This is a genomic window from Leucobacter sp. NPDC015123 (genome assembly GCF_043080205.1).
GTDB lineage: Bacteria > Actinomycetota > Actinomycetes > Actinomycetales > Microbacteriaceae > Leucobacter > Leucobacter aridicollis_A.
In genome coordinates this window covers 277,709-296,891 of the sequence record NZ_JBIBVH010000003.1, presented here as the reverse complement: position 1 = coordinate 296,891, position 19,183 = coordinate 277,709, and the positions used below count along the sequence as shown (strand labels likewise).

Annotated in this window: 18 protein-coding genes; 14 read left to right on the top strand and 4 right to left on the bottom strand. The window is 65.8% G+C overall.

All coding sequences use genetic code 11. The features are described 5' to 3' along the window. Positions 1-3 precede the first annotated feature (3 nt). The 14 genes from ACF07D_RS08155 (at position 4) to ACF07D_RS08090 (ending at position 14,050) form a co-directional block, all read left to right on the top strand. On the top strand, positions 4-1,365 hold the full coding sequence (locus ACF07D_RS08155) for a replication-associated recombination protein A (RefSeq protein ID WP_391504687.1): 1,362 nt from the start codon (positions 4-6) through the stop codon (positions 1,363-1,365). A 266-nt stretch (positions 1,366-1,631) separates the two neighbouring features. Then, positions 1,632-2,261 carry a 30S ribosomal protein S4 gene (gene rpsD, locus ACF07D_RS08150; RefSeq protein WP_119283899.1) on the top strand — a complete coding sequence of 210 codons (630 nt, stop codon included), beginning with the start codon at positions 1,632-1,634 and terminating at the stop codon, positions 2,259-2,261. Between the two features lie 141 nt (positions 2,262-2,402). Then, complete coding sequence (locus ACF07D_RS08145; RefSeq protein ID WP_391504552.1) at positions 2,403-2,630, top strand: hypothetical protein; 228 nt, start codon at positions 2,403-2,405, stop codon at positions 2,628-2,630. Between the two features lie 129 nt (positions 2,631-2,759). Beyond that, entirely contained in the window at positions 2,760-5,444 is a 2,685-nt protein-coding gene (gene alaS / locus ACF07D_RS08140; RefSeq protein WP_391504551.1) for an alanine--tRNA ligase, read from the top strand. Between the two features lie 3 nt (positions 5,445-5,447). After that, complete coding sequence (gene ruvX / locus ACF07D_RS08135) at positions 5,448-5,945, top strand: Holliday junction resolvase RuvX (RefSeq protein ID WP_391504550.1); 498 nt, start codon at positions 5,448-5,450, stop codon at positions 5,943-5,945. Continuing rightward, entirely contained in the window at positions 5,942-7,087 is a 1,146-nt protein-coding gene (mltG, locus tag ACF07D_RS08130; RefSeq protein WP_255807759.1) for an endolytic transglycosylase MltG, read from the top strand. Before ruvX ends, mltG begins: the two co-directional genes overlap by 4 nt. 3 nt (positions 7,088-7,090) lie before the next feature. Further along, positions 7,091-7,960, top strand: a complete 870-nt coding sequence (locus ACF07D_RS08125) for a shikimate dehydrogenase family protein (protein ID WP_391504549.1) — start codon at positions 7,091-7,093, stop codon at positions 7,958-7,960. Positions 7,961-7,965: 5 nt separating this feature from the next. After that, positions 7,966-9,162, top strand: coding sequence for a chorismate synthase (gene aroC / locus ACF07D_RS08120; protein ID WP_391504548.1), 1,197 nt, complete (start codon positions 7,966-7,968; stop codon positions 9,160-9,162). Between the two features lie 315 nt (positions 9,163-9,477). After that, positions 9,478-9,663, top strand: a complete 186-nt coding sequence (locus ACF07D_RS08115; protein ID WP_391504547.1) for a hypothetical protein — start codon at positions 9,478-9,480, stop codon at positions 9,661-9,663. A gap of 14 nt (positions 9,664-9,677) precedes the next feature. Beyond that, positions 9,678-10,304 (top strand): shikimate kinase, encoded by a 627-nt coding sequence (locus ACF07D_RS08110; RefSeq protein WP_391504546.1) that lies wholly within the window; start codon positions 9,678-9,680, stop codon positions 10,302-10,304. After that, entirely contained in the window at positions 10,301-11,389 is a 1,089-nt protein-coding gene (aroB, locus tag ACF07D_RS08105; protein ID WP_391504545.1) for a 3-dehydroquinate synthase, read from the top strand. Before ACF07D_RS08110 ends, aroB begins: the two co-directional genes overlap by 4 nt. Positions 11,390-11,430: 41 nt before the next feature. Further along, positions 11,431-11,784 (top strand): helix-turn-helix transcriptional regulator, encoded by a 354-nt coding sequence (locus tag ACF07D_RS08100; protein ID WP_119283892.1) that lies wholly within the window; start codon positions 11,431-11,433, stop codon positions 11,782-11,784. Beyond that, positions 11,756-12,373 carry an RES family NAD+ phosphorylase gene (locus ACF07D_RS08095; RefSeq protein WP_391504544.1) on the top strand — a complete coding sequence of 206 codons (618 nt, stop codon included), beginning with the start codon at positions 11,756-11,758 and terminating at the stop codon, positions 12,371-12,373. The genes ACF07D_RS08100 and ACF07D_RS08095 overlap by 29 nt, the downstream gene beginning before the upstream one ends. A gap of 66 nt (positions 12,374-12,439) precedes the next feature. Further along, complete coding sequence (locus ACF07D_RS08090; RefSeq protein ID WP_391504543.1) at positions 12,440-14,050, top strand: DUF222 domain-containing protein; 1,611 nt, start codon at positions 12,440-12,442, stop codon at positions 14,048-14,050. Positions 14,051-14,240: 190 nt separating this feature from the next. On the opposite strand, the gene ACF07D_RS08085 is transcribed toward ACF07D_RS08090, so the two are convergent. From ACF07D_RS08085 to ACF07D_RS08070, 4 genes are all read right to left on the bottom strand, one after another. After that, positions 14,241-15,767, bottom strand: a complete 1,527-nt coding sequence (locus ACF07D_RS08085) for a PucR family transcriptional regulator (protein WP_391504542.1) — start codon at positions 15,765-15,767, stop codon at positions 14,241-14,243. Further along, positions 15,761-16,798 (bottom strand): DUF917 family protein, encoded by a 1,038-nt coding sequence (locus ACF07D_RS08080; protein ID WP_391504541.1) that lies wholly within the window; start codon positions 16,796-16,798, stop codon positions 15,761-15,763. The genes ACF07D_RS08085 and ACF07D_RS08080 overlap by 7 nt, the downstream gene beginning before the upstream one ends. 103 nt (positions 16,799-16,901) lie before the next feature. Next, the gene (locus tag ACF07D_RS08075) at positions 16,902-18,056 is read right to left on the bottom strand and encodes a DUF917 domain-containing protein (RefSeq protein ID WP_391504540.1); all 1,155 of its coding nucleotides are present in this window, start codon (positions 18,054-18,056) and stop codon (positions 16,902-16,904) included. Then, complete coding sequence (locus tag ACF07D_RS08070) at positions 18,053-19,183, bottom strand: DUF917 domain-containing protein (RefSeq protein WP_391504539.1); 1,131 nt, start codon at positions 19,181-19,183, stop codon at positions 18,053-18,055. Before ACF07D_RS08070 ends, ACF07D_RS08075 begins: the two co-directional genes overlap by 4 nt.

The window sequence follows — 19,183 nt, the reverse complement described above, 5'->3', positions numbered from 1 at the left end:
CGAATGCGCCCGCAGTCGCTCGACGAGGTCGTTGGTCAGCGGCATCTGTTGGGTCAGGGATCGCCGCTGCGCGTCATAGCGAGCGACAGTGAGGGCTCCGCCGTGTCGGTGATTCTCTGGGGTCCTCCGGGCACCGGCAAGACCACGATGGCGCAGGCTATCGCCCACACGAGCGGGCGCAGGTTCGTCGAGCTCTCGGCCGTGACGGCTGGTATCAAAGACGTTCGGACGGTGATGGAACGTGCCCTGAACGACCGCGACCTGTATGACATCGCGACAGTGCTCTTTCTCGACGAGATTCACAGGTTTACGAAGGCGCAGCAGGATGCTCTGTTGCCTGGCGTCGAGAACGGGTGGGTGACGCTCATCGCCGCGACCACGGAGAACCCGTCGTTCTCGGTGATTAGCCCACTGCTCTCACGCTCTCTTCTGCTCACCCTCGAAGCGCTGAGCGACGCAGACATCGCTGAGCTGCTTGACAGGGCAACTGTAGATAGGCGCGGGCTTGCCGGTACCGTCGAGCTCACCGCAGAGGGGCGAGACGCGCTTGTGCAGCTCTCGTCGGGCGACGCGCGTCGCGCTCTCACCGGCCTCGAAGCCGCGGCTGGCTCCGCTCTCGCGCTCGCGGAGCGAGAGCGGACGGGGAGTGTCGATGCCGGTGCTGGGGCCGGTGCCGATGCCGATGCCGATGCCGATGCCGATGCTGCAGCGACCCAGCCGAATGCCCTTCCCAAGGTTACGGCCGAGGTTGTCTCAATCTCGGTTGATCGCGCGTTGCTGCGCTACGACAAAGATGGCGATCAGCACTATGACGTCGTCAGCGCGTTTATCAAGTCGATGCGTGGCTCCGATCCTGACGCGGCGATTCATTACCTCGCACGCATGATCGAAGCGGGGGAGGATCCGCGCTTCATCGCCCGACGCCTCATGGTGCACGCTGCCGAAGATGTGGGGCTCGCAGACCCGCAGGCGCTTTCGGTGGCTGTGGCCGCAGCTCAAGCGACGCAGCTCATCGGCCTCCCTGAGGCACGCATCCCGCTCGCCGAAGCGACCATATATATCGCCACCGCGCCGAAATCGAACGCCGTGATCTCGGCGATCGACGCCGCGATCTCAGATGTGAAGGCTGGGCGGTTTGGGCAAGTGCCGAAGCCGCTCCGCGACGCGCACTATCCGGGGGCGAAGAAGCTCGGTCACGGCAAGGGATACCGCTATCCACATGCAGACCCGCGCGGCGTTGTCACACAGCAGTACCTGCCTGACGAGATCTCAGGCGCGACGTATTACACGCCGACGACGCACGGGAATGAGCGTGAAGTCTCAGACAGGCTTGAGAAGATTCGCCGAATCACGCGCGGCGAGTAGCCCCAGTGCTTCCGCCGAATCGCGATTGTGAGCCCTGATCTGCTAAGCTGATCCCTGGCCAACATTGCTCCCGCGGCAGGCTGCAGCGGGAAGCATATGGCAGTTGCCCTGTAGCCGGGTTTCTGCAACGGTCGTTCCCTCACCGAAAACGGTTTGCTGTGTCGCGTGCATTGCGAGCGAAAGCTTGTGAATGCGGGCGCAGCGTGGCCGAGAGAACATAGGGCTGCGCGGTTGCGCATGCCCCACAGAAACCCGAAAGGATACCCGTGTCGACTACGTCACGTACCCGTTCACAGACGCGTCTGTCGCGTTCGCTGGGCATTGCCCTCACGCCGAAGGCGGCTCGCTACCTCGAGAAGCGCCCCTACGGTCCCGGCCAGCACGGCCGCACCAAGCGTAAGAGCGATAGCGACTACGCAGTTCGCCTCCGCGAGAAGCAGCGTCTCCGCGCTCAGTACGGCATCCGCGAGAAGCAGCTCGTCATCACCTTCAACGAGGCTCGTCGCCAGGATGGCCTGACCGGTGAGAACCTCGTCGAGCTCCTCGAGATGCGTCTTGACGCGCTCGTGCTGCGTGCAGGGTTCGCCCGCACCACCGCGCAGGCTCGCCAGCTCGTTGTGCACCGCCACATCCTCGTTGACGGCAAGCTCGTCGACCGCCCGTCGTTCCGCGTGAAGCCGGGTCAGCTCATCCACGTCAAGGAGCGCTCGGAGGCTCTCGAGCCGTTCCAGGTTGCAGCCGCAGGCGGCCACGCCGAGGTTCTTCCCGCCGTTCCGGGCTACCTCGAGGTTTCGCTCGACAAGCTCGAGGCTCGCCTCATCCGTCGCCCGAAGCGCGCTGAGGTCCCCGTGACCTGTGAAGTGCAGCTCGTGGTCGAGTTCTACTCGGGACGCTAAGTCTGAAGGCTTGAGGGCGCTGGGATCCGCACGGAATCCAGCGCCCTCAGCCGTATCTGGCATGCGTTACCGGTTAAGCTTGACCCGTATAGTTCCGCGGCGCGCAGAGTGTCGCCGCGAGACCGCAGGAGGGTGGAACACGTGCGGAAACTAGTCTTGTTCGTATTCGGAGTCGCTACGGGCTTTGTCGCGGCACACTTCGTCAACCAGAGCCCCAGCGGGCGACGCTTTTTCGAGCGTGTGAATCGTGGGATTGCCGAACTGTCGAACGCGTTCTCGAGTGGCTACGAGGCTGCCGAACGCGAGCAGTTCGATGAGGACCTTGAGCGGACGCTGAAGGGTCTCGACCGCAAGGACTCCTCGCGCTGACGGCGATTCGCCGCCAGCGCGAGGAGTGCCGCTTGCGGTTCACTAGATTTGATTACTGGCAGTCATTTGGCTGCGGCCGGCGCCGCCCGCGTCGGCACTGATGCACCACAAAGGAACGAAGCACCGAACATGCAGACCGCAGAGATTCAACGCCGCTGGCTGAACTTCTTCGAGCAGCGAGGTCACACGGTTGTGCCCTCAGCGTCGCTCGTGAGTGATGACCCGAGCCTGATGTTCACTGTGGCCGGCATGGTGCCGTTCGTGCCGTACCTTTCTGGTCTCGTGCCAGCTCCCTACGATCGTGCGACGAGTGTGCAGAAGTGCATTCGCACGAACGATATCGAAGAGGTCGGAAAGACCCCTCGGCACGGCACGTTCTTCCAGATGTGCGGCAACTTTTCTTTCGGTGACTACTTCAAAGAAGGCGCGATCAAGTTCGCGTGGGAACTGCTCACGACGTCGGAGGCCGACGGTGGCCTCGGGTTCTCGCCCGACGACCTCTGGGTCACTGTCTATGAGGAAGACGACGAGGCGTTCGCGCTCTGGCAGCAGCACTCGTCGCTACCCGACGATCGCATTCAGCGGCTCGGCAAAGACACGAACTACTGGTCGACAGGGCAGCCGGGCCCGGCCGGCCCGTGCTCCGAGATCTTCTTCGATCTCGGTCCCGAGTACGGCATCGACGGGGGTCCAGCGACAGACGACGACCGCTACGTCGAGATCTGGAACCTCGTGTTCATGCAGTACCAGATCGCAGACGTGAAGTCGAAGCTCGATTTCACGATCGTTGGCGACTTGCCCAAGCAGAACATTGATACGGGCATGGGCCTCGAGCGCGTTGCGTTCATCAAGCAGGGCGTGCAGAACATGTACGAAATCGATCAGGTGCGCCCGGTGCTTGATCGCGCTGCGGCACTCGCAGGCAAGACGTACGGCGCAGCCATTGACGACGATGTGCGCCTCCGCGTCATCGCCGATCACGTCCGTAGCGGTCTCATGCTCATCGCCGACGGCGTGACCCCGTCGAATGAGGGCCGCGGCTATATTCTGCGCCGCCTGCTTCGACGCGTCACCCTGTCTATGCGCCTGCTCGGGGTGAACGGCCCGAGCTTTGCCGAGCTCTTCCCAGTTTCGCGTGACGCGATGAAAGACGCATACCCGGAGGTTGCAGAGAGCTTCGATTTCATTTCGCGTGTCGCGTACGCAGAGGAGAAGACGTTCCTGCGTACCCTCGCGAGCGGCATCCAGATCCTCGACGGCGCAATCGAGGCGGCCGTTGCCGAGTCGAAGACGGGCGCGGCGGTTGCGAGCGTCGACGGCGACACTGCATTCCTGCTGCACGACACCCACGGTTTCCCTGTCGAGCTCACGCTCGAGATCGCAGAGGAGGCCGGCGTCTCCGTCGATCGCGACGTGTTTGCGACACTCATGCAGGAGCAGCGTGACCGCGCAAAGGCTGACGCGAAGGCGAAGAAGGGGCAGCGCGCCGACCTTGCCGTCTACAAGGAGCTTCGCGGCCTCGGCGAGACAGCGTTCGTCGGGTACGACTCGCTCGTACACGAGAGCAAGGTTCTCGGTATCGTCGTCGACGGTGCGCCGGCAACCGAGGCGCGAGAGGGGCAGATTGCCGAGCTTGTACTCGCAGAGACTGCCTTGTTCGCAGAGTCAGGCGGCCAAGACTCCGACAACGGCGTGATCGTTGGAGACGGCTTCGAAGCCGAAGTACTCGACGTGCAGAAGCCAGTTCCCGGTCTGATCGTTCACACAGTTAAGGTGACGATCGGCGCGATCGGAATTGACGCCCGCGCAGAGACCCGTGTCGACGCAGACTACCGCCGGGGTGCAACCCAGGCTCACTCGGCGACGCACATTGTCCACGCAGCGCTCCGCGACGTGCTTGGCCCGAATGCGCACCAGGCCGGTTCGTACAACAAGGCCGGCTACATGCGGCTCGACTTCACTCACTCGGAAGCGCTCAGCGCAGCAACGAAGAGTGAGATTGAGGAGATCTCGAACCTCGCCATCCGGTCGAATTACGCCGTCGTGACCCGCGAGATGGCCCTCGATGATGCGAAGGCGATGGGGGCGATGGCATTGTTCGGCGAGAAGTACGGCGAGCGTGTGCGCGTCGTCGACATCGGCGGCGAGTGGTCGCGGGAACTCTGCGCTGGCACTCACGTCGCGACCGCGGCAGAGGTTGGCATGATCAACCTCGTCTCCGAAAGCTCCGTAGGGTCCACGAACCGCCGCGTTGAGTCACTTGTCGGACTCGAGGCGTTCCAGAGCTTCGCCGCCGAACGACTCATCGTGCAGCAACTCGCGGGTGGGCTTCGCGTGCCGCGCGGCGAGGTCGTCGCGCGCGTTGAGGATCTCAGCGCGCAGCTCCGTGCTGCCGAGAAGAAGATCGCGGCGCTCGAAGCCGCAAAGCTCGCAGAGCGCGTGCCGGAGCTGTTCGCAGGTGCCGAGCGCGTTGGCGCAGTCACCCTCGTTTCTGCAGACCTCGGGACCGTCGGCTCACCGGATGATCTCCGTGGACTGGTGATCCAGCTTCGCGATAAGTTCGGCTCGGCGCCTGGCGTCGTGGTGCTTGCGGGCACCGTGGCGGGCGACGGCGCTGGGAAGCCCGTGGTGATCGCGGCGACGACGGCAGCGGCGCGGGACACCGGCGTGAAAGCTGGCGACCTCGCGAAGCGGGGTGCGCAGGTACTTGGAGGTGGCGGGGGCGGCAAGCCCGATCTCGCGCAGGGCGGTGGCACCGATCCTTCGCAGATCGCTGCGGCCCTCGCCGAGATGCGGCGCACGCTCGAGGTGTAGCCGGTGCGAACTGGAGTGCGGATCGGGATCGACGTCGGCAAAGCGCGCATCGGGATCGCCCGGTCTGACATGCACGGCATGCTTGCCACGCCTGTCGAGACCGTTCAGCGCGAGGAGGCGCCCGGCGCTGACGTCGTGCGAATCGTCGAACTCGTCTCTGAGTTGGAAGCGTTCGAGGTCATCGTCGGTCTGCCGCTGAACCTTCGGGGGGAACGGACGCTCTCGACGGACGATGCCGTAGGCTTTGCCACGACACTCGCCGCGCGACTCGCAGGCATCGCAGACGTTCGACTCGTCGATGAGCGGCTCTCGACAGTGTCCGCCCAAGGGCAGCTTCGCCAGGCCGGACGAAAATCTAAGGGGAGTCGCGCGATCATTGATCAGGCGGCTGCCGTCGTCATTTTGCAACACGCGCTCGATGTCGAGCGCGGCCGAGACGTGGCACCAGGAGAGGTCGTTGTCACGTCCGAAGAACTACCGAGAAACGAGGAAACGCCGTGAGCGAGCATGAAACGCGCCGGGACCGTCGGCGAAGGAGCGAGCTGAGCGACGAGGACAGGAGCGCCCGGAAGCGGGGCCGAATCGTCATCTCCTCGATCCTGATCGTGATGCTGCTTCTGCTCGGCGGCGGAGCAGCCTGGGTGTGGAGCTCATACGGCGACAAGATCTCTCTCGCGCTTGGGTGGTCGACGAACGACTACGAGGGTGAGGGGCACGGTGAGGTCCTCCTCACCATCACTGAGGGCCAGTACGGCGCCGACGTCGCCGAGGCACTCGCCCAGGCCGACGTGGTGAAGACCTCGGAGGCGTTTTACGACCTCCTGCTCAGCCAAGACGAAGAGGTGAGCTTCCAGGTCGGAACGTACCGCCTGAAGCAGCAGATGAGCGCGGCCTCTGCTCTCGCTGCGCTGACGGACGAGGCGAATCGAATGGAACTCACTGTCACAATCCCTGAGGGGATGGCAGCCCTCGACGCACTCGAGCTCACTGCTGGCGTTGTCGACATTCCGTTCGAGGAATTCAAGGCCGCCGCGGCCGATCCCACAGCGTTCGGCGTGCCCGCAGAATTCCCGTCGATCGAGGGCTTCCTGTTCCCGGCCACCTACACGTTTGAACCCGGCGACACCGCTCAGACGATCATCCAGAAGATGGTCGACCGCATGTGGCAAGCGCTCGATCAGCACGGGGTAGCTGCTGAAGACGCCTGGAGCGTGCTCACGCTTGCGGCGATGGTGCAGCGTGAAGCTGGCTCGCGTCTTGAGGACTTCCCGAAGGTCGCACGGGTGTTCCTCAATCGGATCGACATTGACATGCTGTTGCAGTCCGACGCGACAGTCTCCTACGGCACTGGCAACACGCACACGGTGTGGACCACTGATGAGGAGCGCGCAGACAAGTCGAACAAGTACAACACGTATGCGAACCCCGGCTTGCCCGCTGGGCCGATTTCGCTCCCGGGAGACACCGCGATTGAAGCCGCCACGAACCCGGCAGACGGTCCCTGGCTGTACTTCATGCCTGTTGATCTATCGAGCGGGGAAACCGAGTTCGCGGAGACCGCCGAGGAGCACCAACAAAACGTCGAGAAGCTCGGCGAGTGGTGCACGACCCACCGGGCCGAGGGCGGAAAGTACTGTGACTAGGCGATGACCAACTCACAGCCTTCTGACGCAGAGCCGCGCCAGAGCGGCGAGGCGCAACTCGGCGTACTCGGGTCGCCGATCGCGCACTCGAAGTCACCGGCCATACACAGCGCTGCCTACGGCGTGCTCGGTCTGCCGTGGCAGTACGGGAGAACGGAGCTCGACGCCGCCGGCCTTGAAACCTTCCTCGCGAACCTCGGGCCAGAGTGGCGCGGACTGTCGCTCACGATGCCTCTGAAGGAGGAAGCAGCGAGGCTCGCTGCACGCGTCGATCCTGTCGCCCAGGCAAGCGGCGTCGTGAATACGCTTGTGCGCGTCCCAGCGGGGGAGGGCCAAGCTGCGTGGGCGGGCTTCAACACTGATGTCGCGGGACTCGCCCGCGCGATCCGGAATGCCGGCCTCGACGCGCGCGCGACAGTGGTACTTGGTGCTGGGGCGACTGCGGTATCAGCGATCCTCGCGGCGCGGTCACTCGGCGCAGAGCGGATAGCGATTGCCGCAAGGCGTCCCGGAGCGGCGCAGGATCTCGCGACGCGCCTTGGCGGCGTGATCGAGGTGCTTGCGCTCGGTGACGCGCCCGGCTTTGCGCCTTCGCTTGTCGTCTCAACGCTGCCCGGGCACGCCACCGGTGCTGTGAAGATCGCAGACGAACTCATGCGGGTGCCGCTGTTTGACGTCGCATACGACCCGTGGCCATCGCCCCTTGCCGAGCGCTGGAACGCCGCAGGCACTGAGGCGCACGCGGGGCTCGACATGCTTGTCGAACAGGCGCTTGTGCAGGTACGAATTTTCGTGAACGGCGACCCTGACGCCAGGGTCGCCGATGAGGAGAGAGTGCTCGCGGCCATGCGCGCCGCGAGTGTGGAAAGATAGAACTTATGCTTCGTTGGCTTACCGCCGGGGAATCCCACGGCCCTGAACTCATTGCTGTCATCGAGGGCATGCCGGCTGGCGTGCCGATCTCACTCGACGCGATCCGAGAGGACCTCGCGCGCCGCAAGCTTGGCTATGGTCGCGGCTCTCGGATGAAGTTTGAGCAAGACGAGTTGAACGTCTCGGGCGGTGTCGTCCAGGGCGTTACGATCGGTGGGCCAGTCGCCATTCGCATCGGCAATACGGAATGGCCGAAGTGGGCCGAGGTGATGAGCCCGGAGAAGACGGAACTGTCAGAAAAGTCTCGCGGCCGCGGCGCCGCGCTGACGCGTCCGCGCCCGGGCCATGCCGACCTCGTCGGTATGCAGAAGTACGGCTTCGACGAGGCGCGCCCCGTTCTCGAGCGCGCGAGCGCACGTGAGACCGCGGCCCGAGTCGCGCTCGGCGCTGTCGCACGCTCCTTCCTCGCTGAGCTCGGAATCCACCTCGTGAGCCACACCGTGTCGATCGGAGATGTCGTTGTCCCAGCTGGTGCGGCGTTGCCCCGCCCCGAGGACGTCGCAGGGCTCGACGCCGACCCGCTGCGCTGCTTTGACGCAGCGACAAGCGCGCGTATGGTCGAAGAGGTTGACGACACCAAGAAGTCGGGCGACACGATCGGCGGAATCGTCGAGGTCCTCGCGTACGGGCTCCCGCCCGGGCTCGGGTCTTACGTGCACTGGGACCGGCGCCTCGACTCGCGCCTTGCCGGCGCGCTCATGGGAATCCAGGCGATCAAGGGTGTCGAGGTCGGTGACGGCTTCGAGACGACCCGCAGACGCGGTTCCGTGGCGCACGATGAACTCCACCTTCGTGAGGGGGAGATCGTGCGCGATACCGGCCGAGCCGGCGGCATCGAAGGCGGCATGACGACCGGCCAGGTGCTACGCGTCCGGGCAGGCATGAAGCCGATCGCCACAGTCCCGCATGCGCTGCCAACAATTGACGTTGCCACGGGCGAGGAGGCGAAAGCGCACCACCAGCGCTCCGACGTGTCAGCTGTTCCGGCTGCCGGCGTCGTGGCCGAGGCGATGGTTGCCCTCGTGCTCGCTGAGGCAGTCGTCGAGAAGTTCGGTGGCGACAGCCTCGCGGAGACACGCCGAAATCTTGAGAGCTACCTGGCAGCGATCCCCGAGCAGCTCGCGACCGCACGAGAATCGTGAGCGGCGCGCGCAGGGCAGGTCGGCCAGCGGGGGCTCCCGCGGCCGTACCGAAGCCCGCGCCACCGACGGCGCCTACGCCAGTTGCGGCGCCCAACCAGCCACCGGCGGTCCCGCAGCCGTCGGCGTCCCCGCAGCCGACGCAGCCAGGAGGGCCGACGCAGCCAGGAGGGCCGACGCGGCCTGGGAGGCCGCAGCGACGTCGTCGCCCCCAGCGGCCAGCCGGCCCGCGCGGTGGAGCTGTCGAATCAGACGCAGCCACAGAGTTAGCCACAGCGTCAGTTGCGGGAGCCGGATCCAGTGAGGCTATCGGATCCGGTGACGCTATTGGCTCCGGTGCAGCCGCAGGTTCAGCGTACGCAGGCTCAGGCGCAAGCGAAGGTCGAGAAGGTCGCGAAGGCGCCGAGAACCGCGGCCCCGCCGACGCGTCCCAGCCGAGACGGCAGGCGAAGCGTCGGCGTCGCCGCCGCGGGGGCGGAAACCGGCTACCCGAGCGGACGATAGTCTTTGTTGGGCCGATGGCCGCGGGCAAGACAAGTCTTGGACGTCGCGTCGCAAAGGAACTCGGCATCCCCTTCGTTGATAGCGATGTAGTTTTCGTGCGTAAGCACGGCGCGATCACTGAGTTCTTCGCCGCTCACGGCGAGCCCGAGTTTCGTCGTATCGAGGCCGAGATCATTGCAGCTGAACTTGCTGAACCAGGGACGAGAATTCTCGCGCTCGGCGGGGGAGCGGTGCTCTCGGAGTCGACTCGCGAGCTCTTGCGTCGCCACCCGACGATCCTGCTCATGACGACCCAGGAGGCTGTGCTTCGCACCGCGAACATTTCGCGGCGGCCGCTGCTGCGCGATGACCCATCTGCATGGGGGAGGATCCTTGCCGAACGCAAGCCGCTGTATCTTGAAGTCGCAGACGTGACGTTCCGGACCGACAGAGCCGGGAAAGAACAGCTCACTCGCCGCGTTGTTGAGTGGGCCCGGGCGTATGCGCGGCGTGAGCGTGCTGCATCTCAGGCAGCTGCGGTACACGCCGCCGCGAACACGGGCGATGGCGTCAAAGTGGGTCGCGACGGCGTCAAGCCGGGCCGTGACGAGAACCTTCCGGCTTCGGCCGATGACACTATTGTTGGAGAGGATCAAGATTGAGTAAGTCGACGCAGGTAACTGAGATCGCTGTCACTGGGGAGACAAACTACACGATCACTGTGGGGCGCAACCTGTTTGATCGGGTACCAGAGGCGCTCGGTTCCCGCGTAGCGAAAGTGCTCATCGTGCACACCTCGACGGTTGGCCGGCTCGCCGATGACTTGAGGACGTCGCTGCAGCAACACTACGGCGAGGTGATCCTTGCCGAGGTTCCAGACGCAGAGTCTGCGAAACGTGTGGAGGTCGCTGCGTTTTGTTGGCAGATTCTCGGGCAGGCGGACTTCACACGCAGCGATGCGATCATCGGCCTTGGTGGCGGAGCAGTGACCGACCTCGCGGGCTTCGTCGCGGCGACGTGGCTTCGTGGCGTGCGCCTAGTTCAGCTGCCAACCACTGTTCTGGGGATGGTCGATGCTGCTGTTGGCGGCAAGACTGGAATTAATACTGCAGAGGGAAAGAACCTTGTCGGCGCCTTCTACCCACCTGCTGCGGTGATCTGTGACCTTGCGGTGCTCGATACGCTGCCGAAGAACGAAATCCTTGCTGGGTTTGCGGAGGTCGCGAAGTGCGGGTTCATTGCCGAGCCTGAGATCCTCGACATTATTGAAGCTGACGTCGAGAAGGCCACGGATCCACAGACGCCCGAGTTTCAGCGAGTCGTCGAGCTTGCGATCGGAGTCAAGGCGCGTGTCGTCTCGGAAGACTTCAAGGAGGGCGGGCTCCGCGAGATTCTGAACTACGGCCACACACTTGGCCACGCGATTGAGCACGCTGAGCGGTACCAGTGGCGGCACGGAGTCGCGATTTCGATTGGAATGTCCTACGCCGCTGAGCTCGGCCGGATGTCGGGCGCGCTCTCTGACGCCGCTGTTGACAGGCACAGAAACGTCTTGACACTTCTCGGGCTCCCGCTGTCGTACCCCGCTGGGCGTTGGCCGGGGCTGCTAGCGGCGATGCAGCGTGACAAGAAAGCGCGCGCTGGAATGCTTCGCTTTATCGTGCTCGACGATATCGGCAAGCCGCGCGTACTCGCGGGCGTTGACGAGTCGATGTTGCAATTCGCTTACCAGGAGATCGCCAGCTAGGGCCACTCGCGCAATCCTAGAATTGCGCGTAGACTGGGTGCATGAGCATCGCAGTGACACACCAACCCGGCTTCGCCGACGGTTTTCGCATGCTGCTGGGGGCAGCGGGTAACGGTGCGCTGCTCGCCGAGCTACTTGGCGTGAAGCCCTCGCAGGTGACTCGGTGGCGGCAAGGCTCGCAGGTGCCCTCGCCTGAGTCTGCGCGGTCGATCATGGATTTCGCGTACATCATCGCCCGAGCAGAGTCGACGATGCACACGAAGGTCGTGCCGATCTGGCTCGACTCTCCGAATCAGTTTCTGCGTGGATCGACGCCGCGCGAGTGCATCAAGCTGGGCCGCGTCGCCGAGGTGATTGGCGCTATTGATGCCGAAGACGAGGGCGCGTACGCGTAACCGCATGCAGGAGTCTTACTCGCAGGAGCCACTGCGACTCTTTCGCTGCTATCCGCGGGTGACCGGCGCCCGCCAGGGCAAGCCTGGCCACTGGTCGTTCGTGCCGCGCCCACAGTTTCACGGCAGGTGGGACAATGCCGACTTATATGACTCGTGGTACTTCTCGAGGACTGCCGTCGGCGCCGTCGCCGAAAGCTTCTACAACAAGCGCCGATGGATCCCTGAGGTGTTTCTCACTCCGGCTGGCGAGCCGCGAGCGATCCTGGAGCTCGAGTACTCTGGCCCGGAGCTCGTCGACCTTGATGACGCGCGCGTGCTGCTCGATCTCGGGGTGCGCCCGAGCGCGGTCGTCGTGCAGGACCTTGGGGTGACGCAGGCGCTCGCTAAGCGGGTGTTCGAGGAGCGGTCGGGCGACCGTGGTGGTATCAGCTGGTGGTCGTCGCAGATGCCTGCGGAGACCTCGGTGTTGCTCTGGGGTGAAGGTGGCGTGCCCCCGGCCGGTCTCAAGGTTGTCGGGATTCAGGCGTTGAGCGCTGAGCACCCTGCGGTTGTTGAAGCCGCCGGCAGGCTGTACCGAGAAGTTGGTTAGCGGCCCGAGCAGCGTGGGCGCTCGCCTCCGAGACTAAATGTCAGTGGTTGGTGTTTAGGTGTACACATGACAACAGACGCTCACTTCTCGCAGACCCAGCTCGAGGCGATTGACGCCGCGATCATGCGCTTTGAGACGCTCGAGTCGCAACGGCGGAGCATCGAGGCAGAGCAGCTGCAAGTGCTCGGCGAGGCCCTCGAAGCGGCCACCGTGGCACCCGGACACACCTCGGCTGGGGCAGAGCTTGGCTTTCGATCACTCCGCATGGAACTCGCTACGGCAATGCACGAGAGCGAGCACACGGCAGAGCGACTCTTGCAGACAGCCTACGACGCGCGGCGCTCCTTCCCAACCGCACTCCGAGCGCTTGACGCTGGCGAGATCTCCATTCGTCACCTCCGAGTTGTGACGTCGGAGGGCGCCCCGCTCACCGTCGGCGACGGAGTGCTCGAGGCGGAAAAGCGTGAGCGATATGAGCGGCGCGTACTCGAGATCGCCCGGCAGGAGACCCCGAATCGTCTGCGCCCGGTCGCCCGGCGGCTTGCCTCACGTGAGCAGCGAGAGTCACTCGAAGAGCAACATGAACGCGCTGCGGTGCGACGGTGTCTCCGGCTTGTTGAGGCTGAGGACGGAATGGCCGACCTCATCGCCCACTTGCCCGCAGTAGACGCGCACGCGATCTACGATCGGGTCGCCCGAATCGCGAAGAAGACGGCGCAGGCCGGCGGGACACGGGGACCTTTGGTCGGCGGTGCCGGGGGAAGCCTTGACGGCGCCGCAGCGACGAATGTGGCAGACGGCCAGAGGGCGCAGCCTGCATTCTCTCGCCCGCCTCAGCCTGGAGCACAGGGAACGGAGGCTCCGCCTCACGTCGATTCAGGGCGAGTCAATGTGGCGCGGCGCCCAATTGCCGCGGTGAGGGTCGACGTCTATCGTGACCTGCTACTCGGATCGTCCGGCGACACCGCAACGGCGGCCGTCGGGATTGCTGGTCGCGTGCAGGTCCTCGTCTCCGAAGCGGTACTCGGGCTTCGTTCGCCTCTCTCCGGATCGATCGCGCGGGTAGATGCCAGAGCCGGGGGCAGGGAGAACGTGGAGGCCTGTGAAAGCGGGCAGGCCGGGGGAAAGCTGGAAGGACTGGGGGACCCGGAAAACTGGGATTTCCGGGTGGGCTGGGAGGCCGAGGGAACTCAGCTACGACGATCCGAGTCCGAGAGCGGCAAGATTCCAGGCGCAGGTAGCGAGGTTGAGTACGTCGCCGAACTTGTAGGGTATGGACCGCTCGCCGAAGGGATCGCGCGGCGCGTAGCGTCGGAAGCAACTGCCTTGGATCTGCTCGCGGTCGACTCCGCCGGGAACCTCCGATCCGTCGACCGATACCGACCAACGCCAGCGATCAGACGATATCTCCGTGCGCGCGACCAGCGCTGCCGGGCCCCGGGGTGCCGAGTTCCGACCCACCGGTGTGACGTCGACCACACCATCGCTGCGGAAGATGGCGGCCCAACCTCTGTCGAAAACCTTGCACACTTGTGCCGAGGGCACCATATGCTGAAACATCACTCGGACTGGGATGTCCAACAGGAAAAAGACGGCACCATGGTGTGGGCCAGCCCAACCGGCAGAATTCACCGCGACACGCCCGCGAGTCGGGTGCTGTTCAAGCGCACGGACTAGCCTCCTAGCCTGGCAGCCTGAATCCCTCACGCTGTTTCCTTAAACAGTTTCCTCACGCTGTTTATCCACGCTGTGTATCCACGTAAGTCACGTGCTGGACTCGCCGTGTCTGTAGCGCGCACTGGACTCACCACGATGGCCGCACCCGCCGCACCCGCCGCACCCGCCGCACCCACCGCGTCCCTAACCCCTAACCCCTCGGCGCGAGCACCGCCCGACACGCAAGGTGGAGCGCGAGCCGCGTCTCCGGTGAGGTCAGATCCGCGCCAACGAGTTCCTGCGCACGTTGGACGCGTTGCGAGACGGTATTGCGATGCAGCCCGAGCGCCGCGGCAGTCGCTTGGATGCCCGACTCGTGATCGAGGTACGCGGCGAGGGTGTCGAGAAGCTCTGGCGCTTCGGTGAGGAGCGGAGCGAGCAGTGATTCGGCGGCAGGTAGAAACGTGTCGGTGCCTGTCCACGCGAGGAGGAGCTGCTCGAGCCCCAGGCTGTCTACGCGCACGAGATAGCCGGAGGAAGAGCGCGACGTCGCGATCTTTGCCGCATCCCCGGCTTCGTTGAGTGTGCGGGCGAGCCCGGTCTCGCCGCTCTGTAGCGATCCGATGCCGAGCGCCACATCGCGTGTCCGACGGAGTTGCTGGTGCACGCCGTTGAGCGCGCCCGCGAACCGCTCCACCTCGCTCGAGGCGGGCGGATCCGTGAAGGTCAGCCAGCCCAACACGCCACCTCCGCTGAGCGCCACCCGCGACTCGACCGAGACTGCGGTGAGCTCGTGCGACACCGCGCGCAGCAGCCCCACCGGGTCGACACGGGTGCGAGCTGTGAACTGGAACCCCAGGTGATAGCCCGCCGTCCGCCAGCCTCGTTCAGCCATACGCTTGTGGACGTCGGGGTCGCGGACCCCTCGGAGCTCAATGAACGCGCGAAGCAGGTCAGCGGAGGAGGACGCGTCGTTCACGGTGTCGAGCTCGTCGATCAGGATCCGCGCCGCCACGGCAGGCACCATGATCTCCGCAACCGTTGAGAGCGCGCGCAGCTGCACGTCGGTGAGCCCGGCATCAAACACTGCGAGCCGCAACCCGCGTCTGGTCGAACTGTCGACGCGCACCGAGGCGGCGGCAGCGTCGCCGACACGCGCGACGCTGATCCAGGGCGTGAAGGAGAGCCCGGCATGCAGCTCAGGTGAGAGCACGCCACCGGCCTGCTGCACCGTTCTTCCGGAATCGATGAGAGCGATCCCATGCCCGATGGCCGCGCACAGGTGACCGAGCAGGTCGGCGAGGTCCGCCGCGGGGTATTCGAAGGCCTGCGCGACCTTGCGCACATAGTCGATAGTAAGTGCGTCCCTGGCCTGCTGGAGCTGCCAGCCGGCTCGGGCGAGCGCTATCGGGCGGTCAACGTCGAGCAGGGTGAGCTCGAGCCTGTCCGCGAGCTTTCGTGCGCCAGGGCCAGCAAGTCTGGCGCCAGTCAGTGCGAGGGCTGCGAACCCGCGGTCGCGGACCCGGCGCACGAGCGCGTCCTGCTGCCAGCTCGTGCTGGGAAACGCGGTGGTGGCGACGAGCAGCCCCTCGGCGGCTGACTCGGGCTCGTCGACAGTGAGGTTCTGCCAGGTGCCGGTCGCCGGGCCTGCGATGTGGGTGACGCCGCCGTTGTCGGGGTGGGCAAGCAGGCTCGCGAGGTCGAGCGTAGCCTGTGGGGTGCGCGGGGTGGTTACCATTCGGGATCCAATCCGGTCAGGCCGTACGACGACGGATAGAGTTTCGCCGCGCGCCGCGGGAAGTTGCGCCACCAGTCGTCGGCGGGGTGGGTCAGGACCGCCACATGCCGGTGCAGCCGCAGGTCCGTCACCTCGATGAGTTCACGCGAGAGCACGTCGACCGCGACGATGTACTCGGGCGCGGCCGCGACAGTCTCGCCGTCGACGAGTACGGCGAGGTGTTCCGAGCGCGACACGAGCCGGATCACGGAGCCGTCTCTCCCGGCGACCTCGGCGGCATGCACATGAGGGTCGCGGGAATCCTGGGTGAGGCTCACGATTCTGCCTTCGCCAACGAGCGTGGCGCCGAGCCGGTCGGCGAGCGTCGAGACCGGGGCGGTGGCGGTCTCGAGGAGCGCCCGGCCGAACTCGAGGGAGCGCGCGAGGTGCCCATGGAGCGAAGCCGTCTCGAGGTCGCGGGCGCTGAAGCCGGCAAACAGCACGGCGCCCGCGCCACCGGACTGGATCATCGCCGCCCGCATGAGTCCGTCAACGTCCTTCGCGCGTTCGGAGGTGATGAGGGCGACGCCGCCGGCACCCGTGGAACACACGGCGAACAGCCCGGGAAGCCGCTCGATGTAGAGGCTCGTGCGGTCGAGAGTCGGGACGGCGCGCCCGCTGCAGTCGGCGTCGATGATGAGGCGGTCGCCGGCGAAGAGGAAGGGTGTCAGTGCGTTCATCCCGCCGGCCTCGAACGAGCAGGCCGCCTCAAGCCTCGCGCCGATCCACCGCTCGGCGACCGCGATGAGCTTGCCGAAGTCGTCGTGTGAGGGGAGTCGTTCGCTGAGTAGAAGCGTCGACCCGGCAAATGCGGGCGCGAAGCACTGAGTGTCCGGCGGCAGTTCGCCCGGGAGGACGGCCTCGATCGGCTCCGAGAATGCCGAGCGAACCATGAGCTCGGTGAGCTTGGGGGAGCCGCCGCCGCCAGTGCCGCAGAACGATGCCCCCGCCGAGAGCAGCGGGAGGTCGGCTGCCGTGAGGGAGAGAGCCATGTGTTCAAGCGTAGATGATGCCGCCGGGATAGGACCGCGGCGGGGTGTGGGTGCGCGCTGCGACGCGACGCGCACCCATGTTCCGTACGCCCAGACCGGTCCGCTACCGGACGGGAGCCGCGGCACCGTCCGCGGCACCGCCCACTGCGCCAGCGATCGGAGCGCCGGAGAGCGTTTCGACGGGTACGAACGTCTCAGTGAGTCCGAAGGCGCTCGGCCCGAACGTGTCGAGCGCCTCGGGGGTGCGCATGAGGTCGGGCGTCGAGATGCCGAGCACGCGCACCCGCTGGCCGTAGCGCAGCCCCTCCGTCGTAATCGGCTCTGCCGTCTCGTGGTCGACGATGCAGATGAGATCGGGAACGATCGCGAGCAGTTCCTCCCCGCGGTACGCCGTGAGGTTCTCATTTTGAAAGGCGATCACCACGGGCTCACCCGAGCCGTCCACCGCTTCGATGACCGCCCTGCCGCGCGCGAAGCCCTCAGTCGTCCGGCGCTCGACGTCGACGACCTTCCCCACGTGCAGCTCGCGCACGTGCGAGTACAGCGTCGCCGACAGTGCGTCAGCGAGCGCTGCGAAGGGGGAGCGGTGCTCCTCGCGCGCGATCCTGATCGCCCGCCCGAGCGCGAGCGCCATCGAGAGTGTACGCGGGATCGCGGTCCTGCGCACATCCGCTCCGGTCATGGCGTATTCGGCGATGTGGCCGACGCCGCCGAGCCGGATCGTGATGGCCCGGGCGAACGATTCCATCTGGCGGTTGTCGGTGCCGGTGTCGATGATGACGTGCTCGCCGCGCTCGCCCGCGAGAGCGAGCGGCGACCCCTGCACGCCGTAGACGGCGAACGTTTCCATGGAGAGCTCCGGGAACGCGCGACCCATCCCGTCAGCGTCAACAACTGGGAGGCCGGACTCTGCTGCCACGATGAGCGGGATCATCGAGTTCACGCCGCCGCACTCAATCGGCATTGTGGCCTCCGCTGCCCGCCCGAGGTGCGTCTCCAGCGTGCGGAGCGCCGCGAGCGGTTCGGTGCCGGCGGGAATCTTCTCGACCATCACGGTCGGGGCGCCCATCTGAGCGGTCGGGATCACGAACATGTCGTCGGCGAGCTCGTCGGGATCGAGGATGGTGATCCCGCCGTCCCCGAGGACCTGTTGGACGAGCATCTGCCCGATGTAGGGGTCGCCCCCGCCGCCCGTGCCAAGCAGGGTGGCACCGCGCGCCAGGTCGGGAAGGTCGGCAGCGGTCAGTGTCCAGCTCACGCCGTCGCTCCAACAGACTGGGACGCGTCGGGCGCCGCGTCGGCGATCGGGCTACCCGGGCGCACCGAGCCGTCGAAGCGGTGCGGCTCGAGGTCGTAGCCGAAGTACCGCGGGCCGACCATCTCGATCGCCGCCGGCGAGTGCCAACGCTCGTCGGCGGGCGCAGCGATGACGCGCACGCGCTGGCCGTAGCGGAGGCCCTCCGTGGTGACGGGCTCGCCCGTCTCGTGGTCGAGCACCATGATGAGGTCGGGGGTTGTAGCGAGCACCTCGCCGTCGAGTTCCGCGATGAGGTGTTCGTTCTGGAAGAGGAGGGTGAGGGTGCGTCCATCCTCCTCGATCGTCGCGCGGCCGCGAGCAAAGCCCGCGGTGGTCGCGCGTTCGACATCGGTGACCTTGCCGCCGTAGAGCACGCGGCCCCCAAGGATATCGGTCGCCCGCTCGACGGCGTCGACCTTCTCCGCACGTGCGTCGACGATGCCCTTGCCAACGTTCACGCAGAGCGAGAGAGAGTCGGCGACGAGTGCCTCCTTCGCGGTCGCGCCCGACATGTGGAAGCCCGACAGCATGATGGAGCAGCCCATCTCGACGGCCGCGACGCGGATGATCCGTTCACCCCACGCGTTGTCGACGGTGCGGAGCACTCCGACGTTGCCCTTCTCGTCGGAGTACGCGAGCGGCGATGATGTGACGCCATACAGCGTCGGGAGTACCATCTGCAGCTCGGGGAAGGCGCGGCCCATGCCGTCAGCGTCCAGCACCGGCAGGCCCGTCGCGGCGGCCGCTGCGATCGGGATCGTCGAGTTCACGCCACCGACCTCGATGCACATGATGTGCGTGATCGGCCGGCCATAGTGCTCGCTGAGTTCTCTTACCGGTCGCATGACCTCGTCGAGACTCGGAAGCTTCTCAACCATGACGGTCGGCGCGCCGAGCATCGAGACGCAGGCGACGACCGCGTCTTCCGGAAGCTCGTCGAGCGTGACGACGGTGACGTCGCCGTGCCGCCGCAGGGCCTCCTTTGCGAGCAGGCCGCCAATGTACGGGTCGCCGCCCCCGCCGGTGCCGAGCACGGCGGATCCGCGCGCGAGGTCGTCGATGTCGTCGACTGAAATCTTCCAGCTCAC

Coding starts and splice junctions, on each gene's coding strand:
- ACF07D_RS08100 (WP_119283892.1), top strand. CDS start 11,431: ATGAGCATCGCAGTGACACACCAACCCGGCTTCGCCGACGGTTTTCGC.
- ACF07D_RS08095 (WP_391504544.1), top strand. CDS start 11,756: ATGCCGAAGACGAGGGCGCGTACGCGTAACCGCATGCAGGAGTCTTAC.
- aroC (WP_391504548.1), top strand. CDS start 7,966: ATGCTTCGTTGGCTTACCGCCGGGGAATCCCACGGCCCTGAACTCATT.
- ACF07D_RS08085 (WP_391504542.1), bottom strand. CDS start 15,767: ATGGTAACCACCCCGCGCACCCCACAGGCTACGCTCGACCTCGCGAGC.
- ACF07D_RS08080 (WP_391504541.1), bottom strand. CDS start 16,798: ATGGCTCTCTCCCTCACGGCAGCCGACCTCCCGCTGCTCTCGGCGGGG.
- alaS (WP_391504551.1), top strand. CDS start 2,760: ATGCAGACCGCAGAGATTCAACGCCGCTGGCTGAACTTCTTCGAGCAG.
- ACF07D_RS08125 (WP_391504549.1), top strand. CDS start 7,091: ATGACCAACTCACAGCCTTCTGACGCAGAGCCGCGCCAGAGCGGCGAG.
- ACF07D_RS08155 (WP_391504687.1), top strand. CDS start 4: ATGCGCCCGCAGTCGCTCGACGAGGTCGTTGGTCAGCGGCATCTGTTG.
- ACF07D_RS08110 (WP_391504546.1), top strand. CDS start 9,678: ATGGCCGCGGGCAAGACAAGTCTTGGACGTCGCGTCGCAAAGGAACTC.
- ACF07D_RS08090 (WP_391504543.1), top strand. CDS start 12,440: ATGACAACAGACGCTCACTTCTCGCAGACCCAGCTCGAGGCGATTGAC.